Below are 24,408 nucleotides of genomic sequence, written 5' to 3'. Positions count from 1 at the left end.
TTCGTGCCCGAAGGCACGAGACTCCGCGAAGAGTGGTCTACTGTCGAACTCGACAGCGCCCGACACCAACGCAGCACCGGAGCGGAGAAACAGCACGTGGACGACACCTCGGGCGACGGCTCGCCACCCGACCTCGACGCGCTTCTGCTCGCGACTGCGCGCGGCGACCAGCGTGCGTTCTCGGACTTCTACGACCTGACGGCCCCGCGTGTGCTCGGCCTGGTGCGCCGGCTCGTGATCGACGCCGCGCAGTCGGAGGAGGTCTCCCAGGAGGTCTTCCTCGAAGCGTGGCAATCCGCGGCGCGGTTCGATCCGAATAAGGGACGAGCACTCACCTGGATCCTCACGATGGCCCACCGGCGAGCGGTCGATCGCATCCGGGCGTCCCAGTCCGCCCACGACCGGGACACCGCCGTCGGTATCCGCGACCTGCCGACGGATTTCGACGTGGTGGCCGAAACGGTCGAGGTGCGGGTGGAGCACGAGAGGGTGGAGGTGGCCATGACGAGACTGAGCGACGCGCAACGACAGGCCATCGGACTCGCGTACTACGGAGGCCTGAGCCAGAGCGAGATCGCTGCCGAGCTCGGCATCCCCCTCGGCACAGCCAAAACCCGGTTGCGGGATGCGATGATACGGCTGCGAGACGAGCTGGGGGTGACACGATGACCGACGACGACCGTGGACTCGTCGACCCCGAACGCCTCGGTGCACGCCTCGGCGCCCACAACGAGCAGGAGGCCCGCGAGTTCGAGGAGGTCGCAGCCCAGCTCGCGGCCGCCGCAGAGCCCGTGCAGCCGCCGGCCGAGCTGAAGGCAGCCCTCTTCGCCAAGCTCGACTCCACCCCGCAGCTGCCGGCAGACACCGTTCAGGAGGCCTCAGACCGGCCCCAGAAGCCCGCGCCGGCGCCTGCCGAGCACGTGCCTGCCGAGCACGTGCCCCAGCTGCCGGCCGAACGTCAGACGTCTGCCGAACGTCGCGCCGACCGCCGCTGGTTCCAGCGCCCCGCTGTGATCCTCGCAGCGGCGGCCGCGGCGGTCATCCTCTTCGTCGCCGGCACGTTCTTCGGCGTCGGCCTGGCCGGAACCGACACCTACCAGCACGAACAGGCCACGGCGCTCGCCGCGATCAACGCCGCCCCCGACGCGCAGCGCGCGTCCTCCGCCGTCAGCGGCGGCGGCACGGCGACCCTGGTGTGGTCCGCTCAGCTGGGCCGGTCCGCCGTGATCGCCACCGACCTCCCGAAGCTCGCTGACGACAAGACGTACGAGCTCTGGTACATCAAAGACGGTGCGGCCACTCCGGCCGGCACCATGGACTCGTCCGGCACCGCAGCCTCCTGGCGGGTGCTCGACGGAGCCATGACAGCGGGCGTCACGGTCGGCATGACCGTCGAGCCCGACGGGGGCTCCCCGAAGCCGACGACGCAGCCGATCCTCGCCATCACCCCCACCTGATCGTCCCGACACGGCCTGATCGCCCTGACACGGCCTGATCGCCCTGATACGACGAGAGGCCCACGGGATATCCCGTGGGCCTCTCGTCGTATCAGGGCGATCGATCAACCGAAGCGGCCGGACACGTAGTCCTCGGTGGCCTGGACGGTCGGGTTCGAGAAGATCATGTTGGTGTCGTTGTACTCGATGAGCTTGCCGGGCTTGCCCGTGCCCGCGATGTTGAAGAACGCGGTGCGGTCGGAGACGCGGGAGGCCTGCTGCATGTTGTGGGTGACGATCACGATCGTGTAATCGTTCTTGAGCTCTTCGATGAGGTCCTCGATCGCCAGGGTGGAGATCGGGTCGAGCGCCGAGCAGGGCTCGTCCATCAGCAGCACGTCGGGGGAGACCGCGATGGCGCGCGCGATGCACAGACGCTGCTGCTGGCCGCCGGACAGCCCGGAGCCGGGGAGGTTCAGCCGGTCCTTGACCTCGTTCCAGAGGTTGGCGCCCTGCAGCGACTTCTCGACCAGGTCGTCGCTCTCGCTCTTCGACATCCGGCGGTTGTTGAGCTTGACCCCGGCGAGCACGTTGTCACGGATGCTCATGGTGGGGAACGGGTTGGGCCGCTGGAACACCATCCCGACCTGGCGGCGCACGAGCACCGGGTCGACGCCGCTGCCGTACAGGTTGTTGCCGTCGATCAGCACCTCACCGTCGACGTACGCGCCGGGGATGACCTCGTGCATGCGGTTGAGGGTGCGGAGGAAGGTGGACTTGCCGCAGCCCGACGGCCCGATGAACGCGGTCACGGTGCGGGGCTCGATGGTGAGCGACACACCCTCCACGGCGAGGAACTTGCCGTAGTAGACGTTCAGGTCGTTGACTTCGATGCGCTTGGACACGTTTTTCCTTGTCTGCGTTCTTCGGGTGAGGCGGAGGGGGTCGCGATCAGCGGCCGTACTTGGGGGCGAACGCCTTGGCGATGATGCGCCCGATCAGGTTCAGCAGCATGACGATGATGATCAGGGCGAGCGCACCCGTCCAGGCGCGGTCGATGGAGGCCTGGGCGTGGAGGCCGGCCGCCTGCGTGTACTGCGTGTACACGAACACCGGCAGCGCCATCATCCGGTCCTCGAACGGGTTGTAGTTCATGCTCGTCGTGAAGCCGGCAACGATGAGCAACGGGGCGGTCTCGCCGATCACGCGGGCGATCGCGAGCATCACACCGGTGACGAGTCCGGCGATCGACGTCGGCAGGACGACCTTCACCACGGTCAGCCACTTCGGAACGCCGAGGGCGAGGGAGGCCTCGCGCAGCTCGTTGGGGACGATCCGCAGGATCTCCTCGCTCGAACGCACGACCACCGGGATCATCAGCACCGACAGGGCGATGGCGCCCATGAAGCCGTTGCGGATGGCCGGGCCGAAGATCAGCGCGAACAGGGCGTAGGCGAACAGGCCGGCGACGATCGAGGGAATGCCCGTCATCACGTCCACCAGGAAGGTGATGGCGCGGGCGAGCGGACCACGACCGTATTCGACCAGGTAGATGGAGGTCAGCAGGCCGATCGGCACGGAGATGATCGCGGTGAGTGCGGTGATGATCAGCGTACCGATGATCGCGTGCAGCGCCCCGCCGCCGTCGCCGATCACGTTGCGCATCGACTCGGAGAAGAATGCGACGTCGAAGCGAGCGAGACCCTGGGCGATCACGGTCCAGCCCAGCGAGATCAGCGGCAGCAGCGCGACGATGAAGGCGGTGGCCACGAGCGAGGTGACCAGACGGTCCTTGGCCTTGCGGGCGCCTTCGACCAGGAGCGAGGTCGAGTAGATGGCGACGTCGAAGAGCACCGTGCCGAAGAAGATCGCGCCGACGATGTTGAAGCCCTTGGTGGCTCCGCTGGCGGCGAGCATGGCGAAGACGGCGCAGAGGATGACCCAGGAGACGACGAGCATCACCCACGGGGTCCAGCGCGGCAGCTTGCCAGCGGTGTAGGAGTTGGCGAGCGGGCGGGGTGCCGCGGTCGCGGTCGTGGTGGCGGCCATCAGTTCGCTCCAGAGAAGGCCGCACGGCGGCTGACGATGTAACGGGCGAGCATGTTGATCAGGAGAGTCACCACGAACAGCACCAGGCCCGAGGCGATGAGGGCGTTCACGCCGACGCCGGTGGCCTCCGGGAACTGCAGCGCGATGTTCGCGGCGATCGTGTTGGGGCTCTGCGCCTGCAGTACGGCCCACTTGACGATCAGCGCCGGCGACAGCACCATCGCGATCGCCAGGGTCTCGCCGAGGGCGCGGCCGAGGCCGAGCATCATGGCCGAGACGATGCCGCTGCGGGCGAACGGGAGGACGGCCATGCGGACCATCTCCCACTTGGTCGCGCCGAGCGCGAGCGCGGCCTCCTCGTGGAGGCGCGGGGTCTGCAGGAAGATCTCGCGGCAGATGGCCGTCATGATCGGAATGACCATGACCGCGAGCACGATCGCCGCGGTCAGGATGGTGCGGCCGGTGCCCGAGACCGGCGGCGCGAAGAAGGGGATCCAGCCGAGGTACTGGCCGAGCCAGACGTAGAAGGGCTGCACGAACGACGACAGGGTCGCGATGCCCCAGAGGCCGAAGACGACCGACGGGACGGCCGCGAGGAGGTCGATGATATAGCCGAGGGTCTGCGCCACCCGCCGGGGGGCGTAGTGGGAGATGAAGAGCGCGATCCCGATCGACAGGGGTGTCGCGATGAGGAGCGCGATGATCGCCGCCCAGATGGTGCCGAAGACGAGCGGCCACACCCAGGACCAGAAGTTGGTCGCGTTGTTGGGCAGCTGGCCCGCGCCGGCGAACAGGGCCGGGATGCTCTGGATGATGAGGAACAGCGCCACGGCGGCGAGGGTGGCGAGGATCAGCGACCCGGCGACGACGGTGCTGGTGGAGAAGACGCGGTCGCCGAGGCGGACCTTCGCCTTCGGCCTGATGGCTCCTGCGGTTCCGGCGGTCATTCGTTGCTTTCTCTCATCGGGTTCCCCGGAGGGTGAGGGTGATGCGCCGCTCGGCCCGGACCGTCGTGCGGTCCAGGCCGAGCGGCCGGGGCGTTACTTGATGCTGGCGGCGGCCTTGCTGACCTTCGAGGCCAGGTCGCTCGAGAGCGGAGCCGAGCCGGCCTGGTCGGAAGCGGCCTTCTGGGCGTCGCTGCTGATGATGTAGTCGACGTAGCCCTTGACGAGGTCGGCCTTGGCGGCGTCCTTGTACTCCTGGCACGCGATCACGTACGAGACCAGGACCAGCGGCCAGGCACCCTTGGTGGTGTCCTTGCGGTTGATCTGGATGGCCAGGTCGTTGGTCTCGCGGCCCGAGGCGATCGGCGAGGCGGCGACCACAGCGGCCGCGCCGTCGGCGCTGATCTTCTCGAAGTTGTCGCCCACCTTGAGCTGAGCGATCGAGAGGCCGGCCGAGCCGGACTCGTCGATGTAGGTGATCGAGTTCTTCGCGTTCTTGGTGGCGTCCGCGACACCCGAGGTGCCCTTGGCGGCGTCACCGACCTGGAACGGGAAGGTCTGCGAGGCCGGAGCGGTCCAGACGGTCGGCGCGTTCGCGGCGAGGTAGTCGGTGAAGTTCTGCGTGGTGCCCGAGTCGTCGGAGCGGTGCACGACGGTGATCGGGGCCGACGGGAGCGTCGCGCCCGAGTTCAGGGCCTTGATCTTGGCGTCGTCCCAGGTGGTGATCTTGCCCGAGAAGATGCCGGCGATCGTGTCGGCGTCGAGCTTGAGGTCCTTCACGCCGTCGACGTTGTACGCGATCGCGATCGGGGAGATGTAGACAGGGAGGTCGATGCCCTTGGCGCCCGCGGCGCAGCCCGCGAAGGTGCCGGCGAGCTCTTCGGCCTTCAGAGCGGCGTCGGAGCCGGCGAAGTCCGCCGCGCCCGAGATGAAGCTCTTGCGGCCGGCGCCGGAGCCCTGCGGGTCGTAGTTGACGGTGACCTTCGGGTTGGCCTCCTGGAAGCCCGCGATCCAGACGGTCTGAGCGGCGCCCTGCGCGGACGAGCCGATGCCGTTGAGCGTGCCGGACAGGTTCGACGGCTTGGCCGTGGTGGTCGCCGGGGTGCTGCCCTCGTTCGACGCACAAGCGGTGAGGGAGATGGCGGCGGCGGCGAGGAGTGCCACGGGAACGCCAAGACGCTTCAGTTTCACAGTTGTCCCTTCCGGGGATCAGTAACAACAGGACGGGGTCGGTGCGACCCGCGTGAGACGCTATTCCCGGTGTCTGTCCAGAGTCCCCCGCAGTGGTAAACGGAAGGTAAACAAGGGTTGGCTAGCTGGTATGCCGGCCACTGGCCCTGCGTCACTCGGCGATGCTGATGGGCGTGCCGAGGGGGAGGCCGTCGACGGCCGCGAGTGCCGCCGCGCTCAGCCGGATGCAGCCGTGCGATACCGCTCCGGAGGCGACCTCTTCGTAGTGCACGCCGATGAGCCCGCCGTCTGAGCCGCCGTAGGGCTCGTCTGCTGCGGTGGAGTGCAGCGACGTGAGCTGGATGCGATGGGTCGTCTGCCCCTGGGCGGGGTCGAAATAGCGCGCCTGCAGGTACCCGGTCGTGCCCGTGGGCGTCGGAGTGCCGGGAGCGCCGACTCCGGCGGGAAAGCTCTGCAGCGTCGCACCGCTCGCATCGGTGATCGTGAGGGTCTGCGCTGACAGCGAGAGGACGATGCGGGCAGGAAGGTCGTTCAGCGGCCTCAGCGCCGAGGTCGGCAGCCACGCCGCCGTCTGGGCCGGGGCGACGGTTCCCGCCGGCGCGTGCGACGGGAGCACCTGTCGGCTGGCGGTGAGCACCAGCGACCAGCCGCCTTTCGCGGCGACGGGCACGACGACGGTCGGAGCGCCGAGGAAGTCTCGCGCGGGCACCCGGGCGACCGGCGTGCTGAAGTCGGCGCCGTAGAGGGGTGCATCGGCCGACACCGTGTCGGCGGCGGTGAACCGGAGTTCGGCGGGAGCGGCGAGGAGGCCGGGGATGACCGCGTTGTAGACGGCGGCGGGAAGAGCTGCGATCGCCGCGGGGCCGAGTGCCGGAGGGAGCGGTGGGACCGCTTCCGCGGCGCTCGTCGCGGCCGGCGCGGCCGTTCTGGGCGTCGTCGACGTCGGCGCGGGCTCGGCCGCTGTGCACCCGCTGAGCGTGAGGCCGCCGATCAGGCAGGCTGCGAGCAGGGTTCCGATCACGGACCGCTGTCGGGTGGCGGAGTGCATTGTCCCTCGGAGTGACGGAGTGGGTAGCGGACGGGGAACGGGCATCGGGCGGGCGCGTCGGCGCCCGCCCGATGAGGTGCGCGCCGCGCTCAGCCGGCGACGACCGGCAGGGTGCCGGTCGTGCCAGGAGCCGGAGCCGGGGCGGGCGCGGTGCCGCTGCCGGCGGCGAAGCGAGGCGTGACACCGCCTCCGGCTGCGGCGATGTCGGGGCCGGTGACCGTCACCGAGGTGGTCAGGACCACGCCGGACGTCGCACCGGTGAATGTGAAGGTGATGGTGCCTGCGGTGGCGACCCCTCCGGCGAGGTAGTAGTAGTCGGTGGTGAGGATGCCGCGCACGCCGGCCCGGAGATCGGTGAGGCCGCTCACGGCCGTACCGTTGTACGTGGCGGCCGCGGTCACGACCTCGTTGTCGTCCAACCCCGTGAGACTGAAGGCGAACCCGCTGCCCGGGTCGACCAGGGACGAAGTCGGGAGCGACAGGACGTTGGCGGTGATGCTCGGTGCCCACCGCACGTCGAGAGCGGCCGACGCGGACGCTCCCGCGCCATCGGTGGCCGTGACGTAGTGGTTGTCGTTCACTCCCGCGGCGAACGGGGCCGTCGTGGGTGTGAAGGTGAAGTTCGAGAATGCACCGGCGGCATCGGTGGTCGTGGTCGCCGTACCGAGCGACTGGGTGTGGTTGTAGGTCACGTCGAGCGTGATGGTGGAGCTCGCAGCGAAGCCGCTGCCGCTCACCGTGATGCCGCTGCCCCAGCTGCCCGGATGGTAGACGGCCGGCTGCACCGTGAGCTGCGCGGTCGGAGCAGCGACAGCAGGCGAGGCGCCGACGGCCGCAGCCGCGACGATGCCGATTGTTGCGATGAGCGCGCCGATGCGCGCAGAAAGCTGGCCTTTCATGATTCCCCCCGGAATGACTGGCGTTGATATCGAAGCTCTGGGCTTCGTGGATCTCACCGTAGTGCATCCGGAGCCCGGATCGCATCACGGTTCGGCGTCGTGTCCTGTGGCCCGCTGGGCGGCTCGCGGGGCGGCCGTCAGTCCACGGCCGGGGCGTAGGTCTCGATGGAGACGATTCCGGACGCCGGGTTTGTCGCCGAGAGGTGCACGATCGAGAACCCGCCGGTGTCGAGGTCGGCCGCGTCGCTGAGGTATCCGCCTGGCATGGTGCCGGTGGCGAGGGCGATCTCGCGGAGGATCTCGGGCAGCACCGGCCCGTGGCTGCAGAGCACGGCTGTCTTGCGGGAGCGGACGCGCTTGCCGACCACGCCCCGTACGTCGCCTCTGCCCTCCTCGTAGGCGTCCTGGCTGATGCCGGGCTCTCGGCGCGGCTTGACGCCGGTGGCGGCGGCCAGGGGAGCGACCGTGGCCACGCAGCGCACCGCGTCGCTGGTGATGATGCGTCTCGGCCGCCAGGCGCGCAGGGTGGGCACGTCGCCCGCCGCCTGCTTGACGCCGCGGTCGGTGAGCGGGCGCGACGCGTCGGGACCCTTCCAGCCACCACGCGGTTCTGCTTTGCCGTGGCGCAGCGCGATGAGAGCGAACGTGGAGGTGATTCCCTGCTTCACCAGCGCCTCGAAAGCGTCGAGGATCTCGACGTCGCGCTCGTAGGTGAGGTAGCCGCGTGCCTTCTTGAGCGTGACCCACTCGATCGCCGCGATCTCGGAGTTGGGCACGAACGTCGACTGCGCGATGGCCTGGTCCGTGACCTCCGCGGCCCAGTAGTGGACGATCTTCTCGCGACCGGAGGTCAGCGGGTACGCGGAGATGCCCAGCGGGACTCCGAGGGTGACGGCGAGGCCCGTCTCCTCCAGGATCTCGCGCACAGCGGTCTGTGGGAGCGTTTCGCCCGGGTCGACCTTGCCCTTGGGGATCGTGACGTCGCCGTACTTGGTGCGGTGCACGACCAGCATGACGAGCTTGTCGTCCACGATGCGCCAGCACAGGGCGCCCGCGGCGTAGACGGCGAGGCTCACCGCCTCGTTCCCGTGCGGGTGCTGCGGGGACGGTGGCTGGCTTGCTGCTGCAGCTTGGTCTGGAGGTCGGCGAGCGGCGCGCTGTTCTCGTCGAGGTGGTGCCGGGTCCAGACGCCGTCCTCTGCCAGCGCCCAGGCGGCGGTGCGCTCGTCGAACGCCAGGTCGAAGAGGCGGCCGAGTTCGGCCAGGTGGTCGGGGTCGGCCAGCCGCACCAGGGCCTCCACCCGACGGTCGAGGTTGCGGTGCATCATGTCGGCACTGCCGATGTAGACGTGCGGGTCGCCGTCGTTGACGAACGAGAACACCCGGGAGTGCTCCAGGTAGCGGCCCAGCACCGAGCGGACGCGGATGTTCTCGGACAGACCCGCGCGCCCGGGGACGAGACCGCAGATACCGCGGACCCACAGGTCGACGGGCACACCGGCCTGGCTCGCGCGGTAGAGCGCGTCGATGATCGCCTCGTCGACGATCGAGTTGAGCTTGATCCGGATACCGGACGGCCGGCCGGCCGCAGCATTGGCCGCCTCGGTGTCGATGCGCTTCAGCAGGCCCTTGCGCAGATGCAGCGGGGCGACGAGGAGGCGCTTGAACTTCTTCTCGATCGCGTATCCGGAGAGCTCGTTGAAGAGCCGGGTGAGGTCTTTGCCCACCTGGTCGTCGGCGGTCAGCAGGCCGAGGTCTTCGTAGATGCGCGACGTCTTGGGGTTGTAGTTGCCCGTGCCGATGTGGCTGTAGTGCTTGAGGACGCCCTTCTCTTCCCGGATCACCAGCGCCAGTTTGCAGTGCGTCTTCAGCCCGACCAGCCCGTACACGACGTGGACGCCGGCCTTCTCGAGCTTGCGCGCCCAGGAGATGTTGTTCTGCTCGTCGAACCGCGCTTTGATCTCGACCAGGGCCAGGACCTGCTTGCCGGCTTCGGCCGCGTCGATCAGGGCCTCCACGATGGGGCTGTCGCCCGACGTGCGGTAGAGCGTCTGCTTGATGGCGAGCACGTGCGGATCGGCGGCGGCCTGCTCCAGGAACGCCTGCACGCTCGTCGCGAACGACTCGTAGGGGTGGTGAAGCAGGATGTCTTGGCGCGAGACCGCCGCGAAGACGTCCGGCTTGGCGTTCGGCTCGCTCGGCATCAGCTGCGGCGCCGTGGTGGGGACGTGGTTGGGGTAGTGGAGGTCGGGCCGATCGATCCTGGCGAGGTCGAAGAGGCCGCCGAGGTCGAGAGGGGCGGGGAGGCGGTAGACCTCCTGCTCGGTCACGTCGAGCTCGCGCACCAGCAGGCCGAGGGTCACGTCGTCCATGTCGTCGGTGACCTCGAGCCGGATCGGCGGCCCGAAGCGCCGCCGCAGGAGCTCGCGCTCGAGCGCCTGGATGAGGTTCTCCGTCTCGTCTTCGTCGATCTCGACGTCTTCGTTGCGCGTGACGCGGAAGACGTGGTGGTCGAGGATCTCCATGCCGGGGAAGAGATCGCCCAGGTGGTTGGCGATGAGGTCCTCCAGGCGCAGGAACCGTACCTGCCCGAGACCCTCGCGTGCGTCGATGCGCACGAACCGCGGCAGCATCTGGGGCACCTTGAGGCGGGCGAACTGCTCCTTGCCCGTTCGCGAGTTGCGCACGCGCACCGAGAGGTTGAGCGACAGCCCGGAGATGTACGGGAACGGGTGGGCAGGGTCCACGGCGAGCGGCATGAGCACGGGGAAGATCTGCTGCGAGAAGACTTCGCGCATCTGCACCCTGTCGGCCTCGTCGAGCTCGTCCCACGACGAGACCGTGATGCCGGCCGCTTCGAGAGCGGGCAGCACCAGCTCGCGGTAGGCCTTGGCGTGGCGCACCTGGAGCACGTGCGCCTTCTCGGAGATGTCGGCGAGGACGTCCTGCGGCGCGCGGCCGACGTTCGTGGGGACCGCGAGGCCGGTGGCGATGCGGCGCTTGAGACCGGCGACCCTGACCATGAAGAACTCGTCGAGGTTGCTGGCGAAGATCGCGAGGAAGTTGGCGCGCTCCAGGACCGGCAGCAGCGGGTCCTCCGCCAGCTCGAGCACGCGCTGGTTAAACGCCAGCCAGCTCAGCTCGCGGTCGAGGTAGCGATCGTCGGGCAGCGTCGGATCAGGCTCGTAGATGAAGGGGGCGAAGTCGTCGTCGAAGTCGCTGCCCAGGCTACCGCTCAGCCCGTTGTCGAGTAGGCCGTTCTCCAGTGTGGTGCGCTCGCCGTCCATGCCAACCATCATGGCACCGGACGAGCGGCCGGCGGCACGGGTCTCGGTTAACTGTGGACAAACGGCCATCGCAGCGCACTGTGCAGGACGCTCAGAGACGCGCGTTCATCGCGTCCGTCAGGGATGCACGGACGAGGGAAGCCGATCGTTCTCGTCCTCGTAGACGTTGAAGCGGTAGCCGACGTTGCGCACCGTCCCGATCAGGGACTCGAGGTCGCCGAGCTTCGCGCGCAGCCGCCGAACGTGCACGTCGACCGTGCGCGTTCCGCCGAAGTAGTCGTAGCCCCACACTTCACTCAGGAGCTGTTCGCGGGTGAAGACCCGGGACGGGTGGGTGGCGAAGAAGCGCAGCAGCTCGAACTCCTTGAAGGTCAGGTCGAGCGCCCGTCCGTGCGCCTTCGCCGAATAGCTGGCCTCGTCGATCGTGACGCCGGACGCCTGGATCTTCGTCTGCGAGTGCTCCTGGCTCTGGCGGCCGATCGCCAGCCGGATGCGCGCGTCGACCTCCGCGGGGCCCGCGCTCTCGAGCACGACATCGCTGACCCCCCAATCGGCGCTCACCGCGGTGAGCCCGCCTTCGGTGAGCACGAGCAGCAGCGGAACCGTGACGCCGGTGGTCGTGAGGATCTTGCACAGCGACTTGGCGCTCGCGAGGTCGCGACGGGCGTCGACGAAGATCAGGTCGCACGCGGGAGCGTTGACCAGCGATGCCGGTTCGGCGGGGATCTGACGGGTGCGGTGGCTGAGGAGACCGAGGGCCGGCAGCACCTCCGCGTCGGGCGCGGGGGTGAGGATCAACAGCTGCGCCACCCAGTTCCTCCTCGCCTCTTCGTGCCGCAATGCTACCGGAAACGCTTGCATCCTTCGGATCGAAGACCCTGCGCTGCACCCGGGGGAGCGGGTGACGGCCGGGCAGGGGAGGCGCACGTCTCGACTGCAGGGCACAATGGGGGGATGAGCGAGACGCCGCAGGACCAGGGGTCGCCGGACCCTGGCCCGCTGGGCCCGGCCGCGGCCGCCGGACCGCCGCCGGAGCCGCTGCCGCGGGCCGCCGTCGCGTGGAGCGTCGGATCGGTGTGGGCGCTCGCCCTCGTGCTCGGGATCCTCATCGCGCTGTTGTCGCATCCCGTCCAGTACGCATCGTGGCTCTCACTCGCCCTCGGTGTTTCCGTGATCGCGTCGTTCGGAGCGCAGCTCGCGACGCAGCAGAAGGAGGGCTTCGTCAACCGGCTCGCGACGACGCTCACCGGCAGCTTCGTGATCCTCGGCGTGATCGGCGCGATCCTCGGCGCCATCACGCTCGGGCACTGACACGACCCGGTCGCTGACGAGAACCGACTAGACTGCCGCTATGCTCGTCGCTCTCGAACTCTTCTTCATCGGCCTGCTGGGTCTGGCCACCCTCGCCATCCTCGGTGTCTCGGGCGTGGTGGTCTACAACCTCTTCCGCGGCCAGCGCTAGGCATGATCGAGCTCCCCACCGACCTTCCGGCCGAACTCGTTCCGCTCTCCTGGCTGATCGGGATCTGGGAGGGGAGCGGCGTCGTCGACTATGCCGTCGGCGAGGAGCACACCCAGCTGGAGTTCGGCCAGCGCATCAGCTTCAGCCAGGACGGCCAGGCGTACCTCAACTACTCGGCCACGTCGTGGGTGCTCGACGAGAACCGCACTCCGCTCGCGGCCGAGACCGGTTACTGGCGGCTCAGTCGCACGCTCGTGGAGGGCGACCCGGGCCCCGCGATGCTGCCCGGTCAGGGCGCACGACCCTTCGGCACCCCGCAGGCGGTCGAGACGCTGCGCTCCTCCAGCGGCGGTTTCGACATCGACGTCGCGATCATCCATCCCGACGGCGTCAGCGAGCTCTACCTCGGCCAGGTGAACGGCCCGCGCATCGACCTGGCGACCGACGCCGTCGTGCGCACCGCCGGCGCTAAGGAGTACACCGCAGCGACCCGCCTGTACGGCCTGGTGGAGGGGCATCTGCTCTGGGCCTGGGACATCGCGGCTCTGGGCCAGGAACTCCGCACGCACGCCTCTGCACGTCTCGCCAAGGTCGACTGACGTGTCCGCCTCTCCGTTCCTCGCGCTCCCCGGCGCCGTCGACACCGCAGAGAGCGGCGTTCCCTCGCACTACGGCAGCCCGCTGGCCGAGCAGCGCGCGCTCGTCGACGGCGGAGCGATCGTCGACCTGTCCGACCGTGCGGTCCTCTCGGTCACCGGGCCTGACCGGCTGAGCTGGCTCAACTCGCTGACCAGCCAGTCGCTGCTCGGCCTCCAGCCGGGCGAGTCGTCCGAGACGCTGCTGCTGGACGTCACCGGGCGGGTGGAGCACGCCGTTCGCCTGGTCGAGGACGGCACGGCCGTGTGGCTTCTGGTCGACCGCCCGGAGGCCGCCGGCCTGCTCGCCTGGCTCGACTCGATGCGGTTCATGCTCCGTGTCGAGCTCGCCGACCACACCGAGACGCTGGCGACGATCGGCACCCTCGGCGATCCGCCGCTGCCGCTGGCGGCGCCCCACGGCGTGCCGCTGGTGTGGCACGACCCCTGGCACGCGGTGGCCCCGGGAGGGCACCAGTACGCGACGGGCGATCATCCCGGCGCGGGCTGGAGCTGGAGCGAGCGCGTGGTCCCGCGGGAGGCGCTCGCCTCGATCGTGTCGCGCGTCGAGTCGGGAGAGCTGACGGTCGCGGGCACCCTCGCGGCCGACGCCCTGCGCATCGCCGCCTGGCGGCCGCGTTTCGCGACCGAAGTGGACGAGCGCACGATCCCGCACGAGCTCGACTGGCTGCGCACCGCGGTGCACCTGAGCAAGGGCTGCTACCGGGGGCAGGAGACGGTCGCGAAGGTCCACAACCTCGGGCACCCGCCACGGCGGCTGGTGATGCTGCACCTCGACGGGTCGGAGGGCGTGCATCCCGCTGCGGGCGCGGAGGTCACCCTCGACGGCCGCGTGGTCGGAACCGTCACCTCCTCGGCGCTGCACTACGAGCTCGGCCCGATCGCGCTCGCCGTTGTCAAGCGCGGCACGGACGCGGCCGCCACACTGACCGTCGAGGCCGACGGCACCTTCGTCGCCGCAGCGCAGGAGGTCGTGGTGCCGCCGGAGGCCGGCGCAGAGGCGCACGTCCCGCGGCTGCCGCGGCTGGGCGCCGTCACCCGTACCCCGCGCGCCTGACTGTCGGCAACGGAGGACTCTCGCGCGAGACCCGGGCCGATCTCCTCCGGTAGCTGCCTCGGGCCGGCGTGTCGGGCCGGAAGTGCTCCGCCGGCTACACGGGCGCGACGGCGTCCCACGCGACGGTGAGCTCGCCGAGCCGCCAGCGGGCACGCCCGCCGACGACCGGCCAGCCGGCCTCCCGCATCCCCTGCGCCGCCGCGATCCAGCGCTGCTTCGGGCCGTACGCGCCGAACGGTGCGTGGACGCGCCAGAGCCGGTCGAGGTCCTGGAGGAACACGTGCACGCGTTCGCCGGGCACATTGCGGTGGATGAGCGCCTTGGGCAGCCGCTCGGCCACCACGCTCGGCGCCTCCAGCCCGCGCAACCGGAGCGAGACCGAGAAGGTCTGCGGGCCGGTGGCGTCGAGGGTGACCCAACTGGCGATCCGGCCGATCTCGTCGCACGTGCCCTCGACGAGCGCGCCGCCCAGCTGCAGCCGGCCGAGCATCCGCTCCCAGGCTGCCGCGACCTCCGACTCGTCGTACTGCCGCAGCACGTTGAAGGCGCGGATGACGGCCGCGTGCCGGCCCTCGGGCAGCGGCACCTCGAAGCCGCCGACCCGGAAGTCCACGCGCGCCAGCGGGTCGAAGCCGGTGGCTCCGGCGCGCACGGCGTCGAGCTGGGCGAGCGCGGTCCGCACCCGGCCGGGGTCGATCTCGAGCCCGAGCACCTCGACGTCCCGGCGCACGCGCGCCAGCCGGTGCTGGAGCTCGAACGCCGTCACGCCGCTCGCCCCGTAGCCGAGGTCGACGACGAGCGGATCGCCGGTTCGGCGCAGTGCGGGGAGGGAGGCGATCCAACGATCGACCCGGCGCAGCCGGTTCGTGTTGGTGGTGCCGCGAGTGACCGTGCCGACGGCGCGGGAGGACGTGGGCGGCATATGACAAGATTAATCGCATGCCCGCTCCCTACACTCTGATCCTCCTCCGCCACGGCAACAGCGAGTGGAACCAGCAGAACCTGTTCACCGGCTGGGTCGACGTCCGGCTCAGCGAGCAGGGCGTCGCCGAGGCCAAGCGCGCCGGCGAGCTGCTGGCCGAGTCGGGCCTCGCACCCGACATCCTGTACACGTCGGTCCTCACGCGTGCCATCCAGACCGCCAATTACGCGCTCGACGTGTCGGACCGGCTCTGGATCCCCGTCGAGCGGTCGTGGCGGCTGAACGAGCGCCACTACGGCGCCCTCCAGGGCCTCGACAAGGCCGAGACGCTCGAGAAGTACGGGCCGGAGCAGTTCCAGCTCTGGCGCCGGTCGTTCGACGTGCCGCCGCCGCCGCTGGCCGACGACAGCCAGTGGTCGCAGGCGCACGACCCGCGCTACGCCGGTCTCGGCGACGACCTCCCGCGCACCGAGTGCCTCAAAGACGTCATCGCGCGCATGCTGCCCTATTGGGAGTCCGACATCACGACCAGCCTGGCCGAGGGCAAGACGGTGCTCGTCACCGCACACGGCAACTCGCTGCGCGCGCTGGTGAAGCACCTCGACGGCATCTCGGACGACGAGATCGCCGAGCTCAACATCCCAACCGGCATCCCGCTGGTCTACAAGCTCGACGAGACGTTCGCCCCGATCGAGCCCGCCGTCTACCTCGACCCGGAGGCCGCGGCGGCGGGAGCAGCGGCCGTCGCCGCCCAGGGCAAGAAGTAACGGTCACGACCGACCATTCCTACGTCGTCGTCGCGTTCCTGCCGGAACGCGGCGGCGACGTCGTCGTTCCGGGGGAGTTCGCAGCGGGCGACTGGCCCCTGCACGTCACGATCGTGCCGCCGTTCGAGACCGGCCTCGGCGTGGAGGCCGTGGCCGCCCGCCTGCCGCACGGCCCGCGCGTCCCGATCGTCGCCGGTGCGCGCGCCTCGTTCGGCCATCGCCGCGCCGTGCCCGTGACGCTGATCCGACCGTCGCCCGCGCTGCTCGCGCTGCATCTCGCGTGCGTGGAGGCGCTGGAGGCCGCAGGCGCGGTCATCGCCGATCAGCGGCACATCCGGTCCGGCTATCGCCCGCACGCCTCCGACCAGCGCCTGGGCGCGCTCGCACCCGGCGATCACGCCGCACTGGCCGAGCTCGCGCTCGTCGAGCGCACTCCCGGCGCGCACCGCCGCGTGGCCGCGCGCATCCCACTCAGCTGAACCGTCGAGACGGCGCGAACCCATACGAAAACCGCCGAGGCGGCAGAGAATCTGCCGCCTCGGCGGTCGACGAGAAGCGGGCGAGGGTCAGACGGCGACCTCGGGGGCCCAGTCGCCCGTCGCGAGGTACTGAACCTTCTTGGCGATCGAGACCGCGTGGTCGGCGAAGCGCTCGTGGTACCGGCTCGCGAGGGTCGCGTCGACCGTGTCGACGGCCTGGCCCTTCCAAGTCTCGCCGAGCACCTTGTCGAACACGCTGGCGTGCAGCTCGTCGATGTCGTCGTCGTCGTTGCGGATCTCGTCGGCCAGGCGGATGTCCTGGGTGCGCAGCAGCTCGGCGAGCTTCTCGGCGATCTGCACGTCGAGGCGCCCCATCTCGGCGAACGTCGAGCGGAGGCTCTTGGGCACGACCTTGTCCGGGAAGCGGTAGCGCGCGAGCTGTGCGATGTGCTCGGCCATGTCGCCCATCCGCTCGAGCGAGGCACTGATGCGCAGCGCGCTGACCACGATGCGCAGGTCGCGGGCGACGGGCTGCTGACGGGCGAGGATCTGAATCGACAGCTCGTCCAGCACCACCGTCAGCTCGTCGATGCGGTGGTCGTTGGCGATGACCTCTTCGGCGAGGGACACGTCGGACTCGTTGAACGCCTGCGTAGCGCTGCGGATCGAGCGGACGACCAGCTCGGCGATCTCGACCAGCCGGTCCTGGACTTCGGCCAGCTCCTGCTGGAAAACTTCGCGCATGGGATGGATCCTTCCTGGGCGTGCGCGGGCACGCGGGATACGAGGGTCGGACGACCCCGTGAGCATGCTCGCCTCGGGAGGTTAACGGTTGGTGCCGTCAACCTGAACACTGTCTAACGTACCCGCGAAAACACGCGGTGGAGAGGCGGATCGGTCACGGCGCTCCCGATGTGATCACCTACGCTTTGGGTATGGACTCCGCCTGGTTGGTGCTGCTCTCGCTGGGGCTGGGGCTGGCCGTCGGCGCGGGGTTCGTCTGGATCCTCCACATCGCCGCCCGGCGCGGTGATCACGCGGCCGCGGTCTCCAATCCCGCGGTGCCGGACGGCGTCGACCAAGTGCTCGACGCGATGGAGTCGGCCGGCGTCGTCCTCGACCCGTCCAACAACGTGATCAAGGCTTCTCCCGGGGCGCACGCCATCGGCCTGGTCTGGAACGGGCTGCTGGTGCATCCGCACCTCGTGGAGCTCGTCGACCGCGTGCGGCGCACGGGCGAGCCGGTGACCGAGGAGTGCGAACTCGCGCGCGGACCGTTCGGCGACGCCAACATCCACCTGAGCGTGCGTGTGGCGCGACTGGGCTCGCGTTACATCCTGCTGCTGGCGGAGGACCGCACGGAGTCCTTCCGGCTCGAGTCGGTGCGACGCGACTTCGTCGCCAACATCAGTCACGAGCTGAAGACGCCGATCGGTGCGGTGTCCCTGCTCGCCGAGGCGCTCGACGACGCGTCGGACGACCCGGAGCAGGTGCGACGGTTCGCGCTCCGCCTCAGCGAGGAGGCCTCCCGGCTGGCCCGCATCACGCAGGACATCATCGAGTTGAGCCGGCTGCAGGCCGCCGACGCGCTCGGCGACGCCGAGCAGCTCTCGGCCAAGAAGGTCGTCAGGGCCGCGATCGACCAGAACCGCGTCGCAGCGGAGGCGCGGCAGATCGAGATCGCGATGCGCGGCGAGAAGGATGCCAGCGTCATCGGCAACGAAGCCCTCCTCGTCACCGCCGTGCACAACCTCATCTCGAACGCCATCCAGTACTCGCCGGAGGATTCCCGCGTCGGCATCGGCGTACGCACCGTCGACGGCGTCGTCGAGATCGCGGTGACCGACCAGGGCGAGGGCATTCCGGAGGACGACCTCGACCGCGTCTTCGAACGGTTCTTCCGCGTGGACCAGGCCCGCTCCCGCAACACCGGGGGCACTGGGCTCGGCCTCGCGATCGTCAAGCACGCCGTGCAGAACCACGGCGGCGAGGTCCGGGTCTGGTCCCAGCCCGGGCGTGGCTCCACCTTCACCATCCGGCTGCCGGAGGCGGCCACCGTGCGTCCCCCGATTGGAGAGAACCTGTGACAGCCATCCTGCTCGTCGAGGACGAGGCCGCCCTCAGCGAGCCCCTCGCGTATCTGCTCAAGCGCGAGGGATACGAGGTGACGGTCGCCGAGGACGGACCGACGGCGCTCGCCGAGTTCGACCGCATCGGAGCAGACCTGATCCTGCTCGACCTTATGCTCCCCGGCATCCCCGGAACCGAGGTCTGCCGCGAGATCCGCACGCGGTCGACCGTCCCGATCATCATGCTGACCGCCAAGGACTCGGAAGTCGACATCGTCGTGGGGCTCGAGCTCGGCGCCGACGACTACGTCACCAAGCCGTACTCGTCGCGCGAGCTGCTCGCGCGCATCCGCGCCGTGCTGCGCCGCCGGGTGGACGAGGCCGAATTGGCGGACGACGGCATCCTGGAGGCCGGCACCGTGCGCATGGACGTCGATCGGCACACCGTCGCCGTGAACGGCGGCGAGATCTCCATGCCGCTGAAGGAATTCGAGCTGCTGGAGCTGCTGCTGCGCAACGCGGGGCGGGTGCTGACGCGCGGCCAGCTCATCGATCGCGTCTGGGGCAGCGATTACTTCGGCGACACCAAGACGCTCGACGTGCACATCAAGCGCATCCGGTCGCGCATCGAGGAGAGCCCGTCCGACCCGCAGATGCTGGTCACGGTGCGCGGGCTCGGCTACCGCTTCAACGCCTGACCTGCGGGAACGACGAAGCCGCCCTCGCGATTCGCGAGGGCGGCTTTCGACGTGTTGAGCTCGGTGATCAGCCCTGGCCGGGCAGGATCGCCGGCGGCACCAGCTTCTTGTAGTCGGGGAGCCCGCCGTCGAGGACGGGGACCTGCAGCTTGACGCCCGTCGCGTCGCCGTACTGGAAGTAGACCGGGTAGAGGCTGCCGGGCAGTGCGTCGAACGGCGTCAGGAAGACATTGTTCGACGACGCCGTCTTGGGGTCTTTGCCGACGACCTTGACCTGGCCGGGCTCGACGGTGATCTCGGCCGCGGCGCCGGAGGAACCGGAGGTGATGGCCACCCGGTGGCTCTTGGTGTCGGTGTTGACCAGCGAGACGACGAGGTTGCCCACGGTGCCGCCGGTGCCGTCGGTCACGATGAAGGCGTTGCGCACGTCGATCGCGCCGACGCTGCCGCCGACGCCGTCGCTCGGGTCGTAGTGCTTCGTGGTCGCCTGCGGGGCGATGAGGCCGCACCCGGCCGTGCCGACTGCGACCGCCAGGGCGAGGACGATGGACGCCGCGACGCGAGCTTTCACTGGAATGACCCTCCGAATCGTTCCGCTCGACGGCGCGCTGATGCCCTGTTACGAAGCGGATTTCAGCACGAGTTTACCGTATGCCGACAGGCGTTCCGGCGCCTGCCGGAGGTGCGAGGGCGAACCTTAGCATGTGCCTCGTGTGGTATCCTATTCGTTGCTGAAGGGACAACATATCTATGCTTTTCGAGGTTGGCGAAACCGTCGTTTACCCCCATCACGGTGCTGCAACGATCACCGAGGTCAAGAAAAGAATCATCAAGGGTGAAGAGAAGCTGTACCTCAAGCTCAACGTCACGCAGGGCGATCTGACCATCGAGGTCCCCGCCGAGAACGTCGACCTGGTCGGCGTGCGCGACGTGATCGGCAAGGAGGGCCTCGACCGCGTCTTCGAGGTGCTGCGCGCTCCCTTCACCGAGGAGCCGACCAACTGGTCGCGCCGCTACAAGGCGAACCTCGAGAAGCTGGCGTCGGGCGACGTCATCAAGGTCTCCGAGGTCGTCCGAGACCTGTGGCGCCGCGATCAGGACCGCGGCCTTTCCGCCGGCGAGAAGCGCATGCTGGCCAAGGCCCGGCAGATTCTCATCTCCGAGCTCGCCCTGGCCGAGAAGACCGACGACGAGAAGGCGTCGAGCCTCCTCGACGAGGTGCTCGCCTCGTAGCCCGCGATTCACCCGCTCCGCGATGCATTCGCGTTCGACGGCCCCGCTGCTCCGGCAGCGGGGCCGTCGGCGTAGGGCCGGGCGGTAGTCTCGGGGCATGAGCACCCACAGCGGGCCGCGCGTCGCGGTCGTCGTCGTTGCGGCCGGGTCGGGCACGCGGCTCGGAGCCGAGCTGCCGAAGGCGTTCGTGCGTCTCGACGGCCCGACGCTTCTGGAGCGTTCCCTCTATGCCGTGCGGGGCATGCGACACGCAGCGGACGCGGTGCTGGTCGTGCCCGCCGGCCGCGTCGAGGAGGCATCGGCGATCGCAGTGGCGGTGTTCGGCCGACCCGTGAGCGTCGTGCCGGGCGGAGCGACCAGACAGCAGTCTGTGGCGGCGGGACTCGCGGCGCTCGCCGATGACGTGGAGGTCGTCCTGGTCCACGATGCGGCCCGCGCCCTCACCCCCAGCCGGCTGTTCGACGCGGTCGTGGCCGCCGTGGCCGAGACGGGTCACGGCGTCATTCCGGGCCTCCCGGTGAGCGACACCATCAAGCGCGTCGCCGCCGACGGCACGGTGCACGAGACGGTGGACCGTTCGGCGCTCGCGGCGGTGCAGACGCCGCAAGGCTTCCCCCGCGATCAGCTCCTCGCGGCCTATGCGGCCGCGACGACCGATGAGACCGATGACGCCGGCCTGATCGCGGCCGCCGGCTTCGCGGTCACGGTGGTGCCGGGGGAGGCGCTGGCGTTCAAGATAACGACGCCGCACGACCTCCAGCGCGCACACGACCTCATCGCGCCTCCGTCGCAGCCGACGACGCTGCCGCGTATCGGGCTCGGCACCGACACGCACGCGTTCGACCCGTCTGCAGAGCTCTGGCTCGCCGGCCTGCACTGGCCGGACGAGCCGGGCCTCTCCGGCCACAGCGACGGGGACGCCGCCTGTCACGCCATCGTGGACGCCCTGCTCGGCGCCGCAGGGCTCGGCGACATCGGCGGGATCTTCGGGACGGGCGACCCGCGGTTCGCCGGCGCGCACGGCGAGGTGTTCCTGACCGAGTCGCGTCGGCTGGTCGAGGCGGCAGGCCTCCACATCGGCAATGTGTCCGTGCAGATCATCGGGCAGCGCCCGAAGTTCGCGCCGCGGAGGCGCGAGGCTGAGGAACTCCTGTCCGGCATCCTCGGCGCCCCCGTCTCGATCGCCGCGACCACCACCGACGGCCTCGGCTTCACCGGCCGGAGCGAGGGGATCGCGGTCTTCGCCACCGCACTGCTGCGCTGACGGCGCCCACTCACTACCCTGGCCGGTGGAAGGGATCGCCATGACGCGGGAACAGCAGAGCGCCGCCATCGCGCGGCAGTACATCGAAGCGGTCGGCGCCCACGACCTCGAGACGGTCGGCGGCCTGCTCGCTGATGACCTGTCCGCGATCTTCGCGGGCGCGGCGTTCGGCAGGGACGAGTGGCTGGGCGCGCTGAACCGGCTGCTTCCCGCCCTGGTCCGCAACGACCTCCGCGAGGTCTTCGCCGACGGCGACCGTGCATGCGTGGTCTACGACTTCGTCACGGACACGGCGGCCGGGGCGGTGCCGTGCGTCGAGCTGGTGACCGTGGCGGGCGATGCCATCACGCGGATCGAGCTGATCTTCGACCGGGTGGCGTTCGCGCCGGTCAACGAGGCGCTCGCTCGACGCGCGGCCCCGTAGGCTTAGGCCGTGACTCTGCGACTCTTCGACACCAAGGCCGGGGCCCTCCGCGACTTCATCCCGCTGCGCCCTGGCGCGGTGGGAATGTACGTCTGCGGCCCGACGGTGCAGTCGTCGCCGCACATCGGCCACCTGCGTTCGGCGCTGGTCTACGACCAGCTGCGGCGCTGGCTGGCCTACCGCGGGCTCGACGTGACCCTCGTGCGCAATGTCACCGACATCGACGACAAGATCCTCGTCAACGCGGTCACCGCTCAGGCGCAGGGCGGTTCGGAGGAGTGGTGGGCGCTCGCCTACCGGTTCGAGCTCGAGTTCACGGCCGGCTACACCGCGCTCGGCGTTCAGCCTCCCACCTACGAGCCGCGCGCGACCGCGAGCATCCCGCAGATGCAGGAGCTGATCGGCCGCCTGATCGAGCGCGGCCACGCTTACGTGGCGGGCGACGGCTCCGGTGACGTCTATTTCGATGTGAAGAGCTGGCCCGCGTACGGCGAGCTGACCAGGCAGAGCATCGACAACATGGAGGCCGCGGCCGACGCCGACCCGCGCGCCAAGCGCGACCCGCGCGACTTCGCGCTCTGGAAGGGGCGCAAGAGCGACGAGCCCTCGTCCGCCGCGTTCCCCTCGCCGTGGGGCGAGGGACGCCCGGGCTGGCACATCGAGTGCTCCGCGATGTCGCGCCGCTATCTCGGGCCGGCGTTCGACATCCACGGCGGCGGCCTCGATCTGCGGTTCCCGCACCACGAGAACGAGCTCGCACAGTCCACCGCCGCAGGTGACGGCTTCGCGTCGTACTGGGTGCACAACGGGCTCGTGCATGTCAACGGGCAGAAGATGAGCAAGTCGCTCGGCAACTCCGTCTACGCGGCCGACCTGCTGGGGGCGGCGCGTCCGCTCGTCGTGCGCTACTACCTCGGCTCGGCCCATTACAGGTCGACGATCGACTACCACGACGGGTCGCTCAGCGAGGCGGAGGCGGCGCTGGAGCGCATCTCCGGCTTCTTCGAGCGCGTCGACCGCCGGCTCGCCGGAACCAGGTTCGCCGGCAGCGGCGTGGAGACCGTGCCGGGCGCGTTCGCCGAGGCCATGGACGACGACCTCGCCGTGCCCCAGGCTCTCGCCGTCCTCCACGACACCGTGCGTTCAGGAAACGCGGCGCTGGATGCGGAAGACTTGGAGGCCGCCGCGAGCGCGCGCGGCCACGTGCTGGCGATGACCGAGGTGCTCGGCATCAACCCGTTGTCGCCCCAGTGGCACTCGGCGGGCTCGAGTGCGGCGGAGCACGCGCTCGCAACCCTCGTCGGGCGGCTGCTCGACGACCGGCAGGAGGCGCGCCAGACGCGCGACTTCGCCGCCGCAGACCGCATCCGCGACGAGCTGACCGCCGCGGGAATCAGTATCGAGGACACCCCGACGGGGTCGCATTGGAGTATCGAAGCATGAAGAACTCGGGTGGCAAGCCCCGCGCGGGCGCTGTGAGGAAGAGCAAGAAGGGCGCGCAGGTCGGCACCGGCGGACACGGCCGCAAGGCGCTCGAGGGCCGCGGACCGACGCCGAAGGCGGAGGACCGCGAGTACCACGTCGCCTACAAGAACAAGCAGCTGCGCGAGCGCGCGGCGGCCAAAGCGGAGCAGCGCGGCGGCCGTGACGGCGCACCGCGCGGGGCCTCCGGTGCCGCCCGCCGCGCCAAGAGCGGCGACGAGAGCGAGATCGTCACCGGCCGCAACTCGGTGCTGGAGGCGCTGCGCGCGGCCATCCCGGCCTCCACGCTCTACATCGCGGCCCGGGTCGAGATGGACGACCGGATGAGGGAGATCCTGTCGATCGCCACCGGCCGCGCCATCCCGGTGCTCGAAGTGATGCGTCCGGAGCTCGACCGTCTGGCCGGCCGCGACGCCGTGCACCAGGGCGTCGCGCTCAAGGTGCCGCCGTACGAGTACGCCCACCCGGGCGAGCTGCTCGACCTGACGCTCCGCAAGGGCCAGACCCCGCTGTTCGTCGCCCTGGACGGGATCACCGACCCGCGCAACCTCGGCGCGATCATCCGCTCGACCGCGGCGTTCGGCGGGCAGGGCGTGATCGTCCCGCAGCGCCGCTCGGTCGGGATGACGGCCGCGGCCTGGAAGACTTCCGCGGGCGCTGCTGCACGCACTCCCGTCGCGATGGCCTCCAACCTGACGGCGACGCTCAAGGAGTTCAAGAAGGCCGGTGTCTTCGTGCTCGGCCTCGACGGCGGAGGCGACACGTCGCTCCCGGGGCTGTCGTTCGCCGACCGTCCGGTCGTGATCGTGGTCGGCAGCGAGGGCAAGGGCCTGTCGCGGCTCGTGACCGAGACCTGCGACGCCGTGGTGTCGATCCCGATCTCGGCCACCACCGAGTCGCTGAACGCCGGCATCGCCGCGAGCGTCACGCTCTACGAGATCGCGAAGCTGCGGTCCGAGTCCCAGGCCAGCCGATAGCCCGCGCCCGCCGATAGCCCCCGCCCGCCGATAGCCGCGCGGGAACGCGGGAGGTCGTCCGAGAA

The 24,408-nt window shown here is 69.9% G+C and carries 26 protein-coding genes; 14 read left to right on the top strand and 12 right to left on the bottom strand.

Going from position 1 to position 24,408, the window contains the following annotated elements; translation table 11 throughout:
* Positions 1-96 precede the first annotated feature (96 nt).
* Both sigK and KNO15_RS06700 read left to right on the top strand, forming a co-directional pair.
* Positions 97-669 carry an ECF RNA polymerase sigma factor SigK gene (sigK, locus tag KNO15_RS06705; protein ID WP_241702631.1) on the top strand — a complete coding sequence of 191 codons (573 nt, stop codon included), beginning with the start codon at positions 97-99 and terminating at the stop codon, positions 667-669.
* Entirely contained in the window at positions 666-1,457 is a 792-nt protein-coding gene (locus KNO15_RS06700; protein WP_241702630.1) for an anti-sigma factor, read from the top strand. The genes sigK and KNO15_RS06700 overlap by 4 nt, the downstream gene beginning before the upstream one ends.
* A 104-nt stretch (positions 1,458-1,561) precedes the next feature.
* On the opposite strand, the gene pstB is transcribed toward KNO15_RS06700, so the two are convergent.
* The 9 genes from pstB to KNO15_RS06655 all read right to left on the bottom strand — a co-directional run bounded on the left by pstB (position 1,562) and on the right by KNO15_RS06655 (position 11,663).
* Positions 1,562-2,341 carry a phosphate ABC transporter ATP-binding protein PstB gene (gene pstB / locus KNO15_RS06695; RefSeq protein WP_241702629.1) on the bottom strand — a complete coding sequence of 260 codons (780 nt, stop codon included), beginning with the start codon at positions 2,339-2,341 and terminating at the stop codon, positions 1,562-1,564.
* Positions 2,342-2,387: 46 nt separating this feature from the next.
* The gene (gene pstA / locus KNO15_RS06690; protein ID WP_241702628.1) at positions 2,388-3,485 is read right to left on the bottom strand and encodes a phosphate ABC transporter permease PstA; all 1,098 of its coding nucleotides are present in this window, start codon (positions 3,483-3,485) and stop codon (positions 2,388-2,390) included.
* Positions 3,485-4,432, bottom strand: a complete 948-nt coding sequence (gene pstC, locus KNO15_RS06685) for a phosphate ABC transporter permease subunit PstC (RefSeq protein ID WP_241702627.1) — start codon at positions 4,430-4,432, stop codon at positions 3,485-3,487. Before pstC ends, pstA begins: the two co-directional genes overlap by 1 nt.
* Positions 4,433-4,525: 93 nt before the next feature.
* On the bottom strand, positions 4,526-5,620 hold the full coding sequence (pstS, locus tag KNO15_RS06680; protein WP_241702626.1) for a phosphate ABC transporter substrate-binding protein PstS: 1,095 nt from the start codon (positions 5,618-5,620) through the stop codon (positions 4,526-4,528).
* Positions 5,621-5,771: 151 nt separating this feature from the next.
* On the bottom strand, positions 5,772-6,668 hold the full coding sequence (locus KNO15_RS06675; protein WP_241702625.1) for a L,D-transpeptidase: 897 nt from the start codon (positions 6,666-6,668) through the stop codon (positions 5,772-5,774).
* Positions 6,669-6,757: 89 nt separating this feature from the next.
* Positions 6,758-7,567: a hypothetical protein gene (locus KNO15_RS06670; protein WP_241702624.1), complete on the bottom strand. Its 810-nt coding sequence runs from the start codon at positions 7,565-7,567 to the stop codon at positions 6,758-6,760.
* Between the two features lie 137 nt (positions 7,568-7,704).
* Positions 7,705-8,643 carry an NUDIX hydrolase gene (locus KNO15_RS06665; protein ID WP_241702623.1) on the bottom strand — a complete coding sequence of 313 codons (939 nt, stop codon included), beginning with the start codon at positions 8,641-8,643 and terminating at the stop codon, positions 7,705-7,707.
* Positions 8,640-10,853 carry an RNA degradosome polyphosphate kinase gene (locus KNO15_RS06660; RefSeq protein WP_241702622.1) on the bottom strand — a complete coding sequence of 738 codons (2,214 nt, stop codon included), beginning with the start codon at positions 10,851-10,853 and terminating at the stop codon, positions 8,640-8,642. Before KNO15_RS06660 ends, KNO15_RS06665 begins: the two co-directional genes overlap by 4 nt.
* 117 nt (positions 10,854-10,970) lie before the next feature.
* Entirely contained in the window at positions 10,971-11,663 is a 693-nt protein-coding gene (locus KNO15_RS06655) for a response regulator transcription factor (RefSeq protein ID WP_241702621.1), read from the bottom strand.
* A 144-nt stretch (positions 11,664-11,807) separates the two neighbouring features.
* Between KNO15_RS06655 and KNO15_RS06650 the strand changes: the two genes are divergently transcribed.
* The 3 genes from KNO15_RS06650 (at position 11,808) to ygfZ (ending at position 14,028) form a co-directional block, all read left to right on the top strand.
* Positions 11,808-12,164: a hypothetical protein gene (locus tag KNO15_RS06650; RefSeq protein WP_241702620.1), complete on the top strand. Its 357-nt coding sequence runs from the start codon at positions 11,808-11,810 to the stop codon at positions 12,162-12,164.
* 153 nt (positions 12,165-12,317) lie between these two features.
* Complete coding sequence (locus KNO15_RS06645) at positions 12,318-12,914, top strand: FABP family protein (protein WP_241702619.1); 597 nt, start codon at positions 12,318-12,320, stop codon at positions 12,912-12,914.
* Between the two features lies 1 nt (position 12,915).
* A complete protein-coding gene (gene ygfZ, locus KNO15_RS06640) occupies positions 12,916-14,028 on the top strand; it encodes a CAF17-like 4Fe-4S cluster assembly/insertion protein YgfZ (protein WP_241702618.1) in 1,113 nt (370 codons plus the stop codon).
* A gap of 94 nt (positions 14,029-14,122) precedes the next feature.
* Here ygfZ and KNO15_RS06635 read toward each other — a convergent pair whose 3' ends face one another.
* On the bottom strand, positions 14,123-14,950 hold the full coding sequence (locus tag KNO15_RS06635; RefSeq protein ID WP_241702617.1) for a class I SAM-dependent methyltransferase: 828 nt from the start codon (positions 14,948-14,950) through the stop codon (positions 14,123-14,125).
* Between the two features lie 17 nt (positions 14,951-14,967).
* On the opposite strand from KNO15_RS06635, the gene KNO15_RS06630 reads away from it, so the two are divergent.
* Together KNO15_RS06630 and KNO15_RS06625 are read left to right on the top strand one after the other, a co-directional pair.
* Positions 14,968-15,717 carry a phosphoglyceromutase gene (locus tag KNO15_RS06630; RefSeq protein WP_241702616.1) on the top strand — a complete coding sequence of 250 codons (750 nt, stop codon included), beginning with the start codon at positions 14,968-14,970 and terminating at the stop codon, positions 15,715-15,717.
* Between the two features lie 38 nt (positions 15,718-15,755).
* Positions 15,756-16,196, top strand: coding sequence for a 2'-5' RNA ligase family protein (locus KNO15_RS06625; RefSeq protein ID WP_242599377.1), 441 nt, complete (start codon positions 15,756-15,758; stop codon positions 16,194-16,196).
* Positions 16,197-16,283: 87 nt separating this feature from the next.
* Here the strand turns inward: KNO15_RS06625 and phoU are convergent, their stop codons facing one another.
* Entirely contained in the window at positions 16,284-16,940 is a 657-nt protein-coding gene (gene phoU / locus KNO15_RS06620; RefSeq protein ID WP_241702614.1) for a phosphate signaling complex protein PhoU, read from the bottom strand.
* 191 nt (positions 16,941-17,131) lie between these two features.
* Between phoU and KNO15_RS06615 the strand changes: the two genes are divergently transcribed.
* Both KNO15_RS06615 and KNO15_RS06610 read left to right on the top strand, forming a co-directional pair.
* A complete protein-coding gene (locus KNO15_RS06615; protein WP_241702613.1) occupies positions 17,132-18,283 on the top strand; it encodes a sensor histidine kinase in 1,152 nt (383 codons plus the stop codon).
* Entirely contained in the window at positions 18,280-18,963 is a 684-nt protein-coding gene (locus tag KNO15_RS06610; protein ID WP_241702612.1) for a response regulator transcription factor, read from the top strand. Before KNO15_RS06615 ends, KNO15_RS06610 begins: the two co-directional genes overlap by 4 nt.
* Positions 18,964-19,030: 67 nt before the next feature.
* Here KNO15_RS06610 and KNO15_RS06605 read toward each other — a convergent pair whose 3' ends face one another.
* On the bottom strand, positions 19,031-19,534 hold the full coding sequence (locus KNO15_RS06605) for a hypothetical protein (protein ID WP_241702611.1): 504 nt from the start codon (positions 19,532-19,534) through the stop codon (positions 19,031-19,033).
* Between the two features lie 179 nt (positions 19,535-19,713).
* Here KNO15_RS06605 and KNO15_RS06600 point away from each other — a divergent pair, with 179 nt between their 5' ends.
* The 5 genes from KNO15_RS06600 to rlmB all read left to right on the top strand — a co-directional run bounded on the left by KNO15_RS06600 (position 19,714) and on the right by rlmB (position 24,343).
* Entirely contained in the window at positions 19,714-20,196 is a 483-nt protein-coding gene (locus KNO15_RS06600; RefSeq protein WP_021763858.1) for a CarD family transcriptional regulator, read from the top strand.
* Between the two features lie 97 nt (positions 20,197-20,293).
* Positions 20,294-21,460, top strand: coding sequence for a 2-C-methyl-D-erythritol 4-phosphate cytidylyltransferase (gene ispD / locus KNO15_RS06595; RefSeq protein ID WP_241702610.1), 1,167 nt, complete (start codon positions 20,294-20,296; stop codon positions 21,458-21,460).
* A gap of 40 nt (positions 21,461-21,500) precedes the next feature.
* Positions 21,501-21,884 carry a nuclear transport factor 2 family protein gene (locus KNO15_RS06590; protein ID WP_241702609.1) on the top strand — a complete coding sequence of 128 codons (384 nt, stop codon included), beginning with the start codon at positions 21,501-21,503 and terminating at the stop codon, positions 21,882-21,884.
* A gap of 9 nt (positions 21,885-21,893) precedes the next feature.
* Entirely contained in the window at positions 21,894-23,327 is a 1,434-nt protein-coding gene (gene cysS / locus KNO15_RS06585; protein ID WP_241702608.1) for a cysteine--tRNA ligase, read from the top strand.
* The gene (rlmB, locus tag KNO15_RS06580) at positions 23,324-24,343 is read left to right on the top strand and encodes a 23S rRNA (guanosine(2251)-2'-O)-methyltransferase RlmB (RefSeq protein WP_241702607.1); all 1,020 of its coding nucleotides are present in this window, start codon (positions 23,324-23,326) and stop codon (positions 24,341-24,343) included. The genes cysS and rlmB overlap by 4 nt, the downstream gene beginning before the upstream one ends.
* Positions 24,344-24,408: the final 65 nt, after the last annotated feature.

The sequence above is a fragment of the Leifsonia shinshuensis genome (assembly GCF_022606355.1).
Taxonomy (GTDB): Bacteria; Actinomycetota; Actinomycetes; order Actinomycetales; family Microbacteriaceae; genus Leifsonia; species Leifsonia shinshuensis_B.
Note: the sequence above shows the minus strand (reverse complement) of the source record. Positions and strands in the feature narration are given on the sequence as shown.

What these genes read in the sequence shown, in the direction of transcription:
- pstC (WP_241702627.1), bottom strand. Translation starts at nt 4,432, where the DNA reads ATGACCGCCGGAACCGCAGGAGCCATCAGGCCGAAGGCGAAGGTCCGC.
- KNO15_RS06635 (WP_241702617.1), bottom strand. Translation starts at nt 14,950, where the DNA reads ATGCCGCCCACGTCCTCCCGCGCCGTCGGCACGGTCACTCGCGGCACC.
- pstA (WP_241702628.1), bottom strand. Translation starts at nt 3,485, where the DNA reads ATGGCCGCCACCACGACCGCGACCGCGGCACCCCGCCCGCTCGCCAAC.
- KNO15_RS06700 (WP_241702630.1), top strand. Translation starts at nt 666, where the DNA reads ATGACCGACGACGACCGTGGACTCGTCGACCCCGAACGCCTCGGTGCA.
- KNO15_RS06645 (WP_241702619.1), top strand. Translation starts at nt 12,318, where the DNA reads ATGATCGAGCTCCCCACCGACCTTCCGGCCGAACTCGTTCCGCTCTCC.
- phoU (WP_241702614.1), bottom strand. Translation starts at nt 16,940, where the DNA reads ATGCGCGAAGTTTTCCAGCAGGAGCTGGCCGAAGTCCAGGACCGGCTG.
- KNO15_RS06650 (WP_241702620.1), top strand. Translation starts at nt 11,808, where the DNA reads ATGAGCGAGACGCCGCAGGACCAGGGGTCGCCGGACCCTGGCCCGCTG.
- KNO15_RS06675 (WP_241702625.1), bottom strand. Translation starts at nt 6,668, where the DNA reads ATGCACTCCGCCACCCGACAGCGGTCCGTGATCGGAACCCTGCTCGCA.
- KNO15_RS06590 (WP_241702609.1), top strand. Translation starts at nt 21,501, where the DNA reads ATGACGCGGGAACAGCAGAGCGCCGCCATCGCGCGGCAGTACATCGAA.
- ispD (WP_241702610.1), top strand. Translation starts at nt 20,294, where the DNA reads ATGAGCACCCACAGCGGGCCGCGCGTCGCGGTCGTCGTCGTTGCGGCC.
- KNO15_RS06670 (WP_241702624.1), bottom strand. Translation starts at nt 7,567, where the DNA reads ATGAAAGGCCAGCTTTCTGCGCGCATCGGCGCGCTCATCGCAACAATC.
- KNO15_RS06615 (WP_241702613.1), top strand. Translation starts at nt 17,132, where the DNA reads ATGGACTCCGCCTGGTTGGTGCTGCTCTCGCTGGGGCTGGGGCTGGCC.
- KNO15_RS06660 (WP_241702622.1), bottom strand. Translation starts at nt 10,853, where the DNA reads ATGGACGGCGAGCGCACCACACTGGAGAACGGCCTACTCGACAACGGG.
- KNO15_RS06630 (WP_241702616.1), top strand. Translation starts at nt 14,968, where the DNA reads ATGCCCGCTCCCTACACTCTGATCCTCCTCCGCCACGGCAACAGCGAG.
- rlmB (WP_241702607.1), top strand. Translation starts at nt 23,324, where the DNA reads ATGAAGAACTCGGGTGGCAAGCCCCGCGCGGGCGCTGTGAGGAAGAGC.
- KNO15_RS06600 (WP_021763858.1), top strand. Translation starts at nt 19,714, where the DNA reads ATGCTTTTCGAGGTTGGCGAAACCGTCGTTTACCCCCATCACGGTGCT.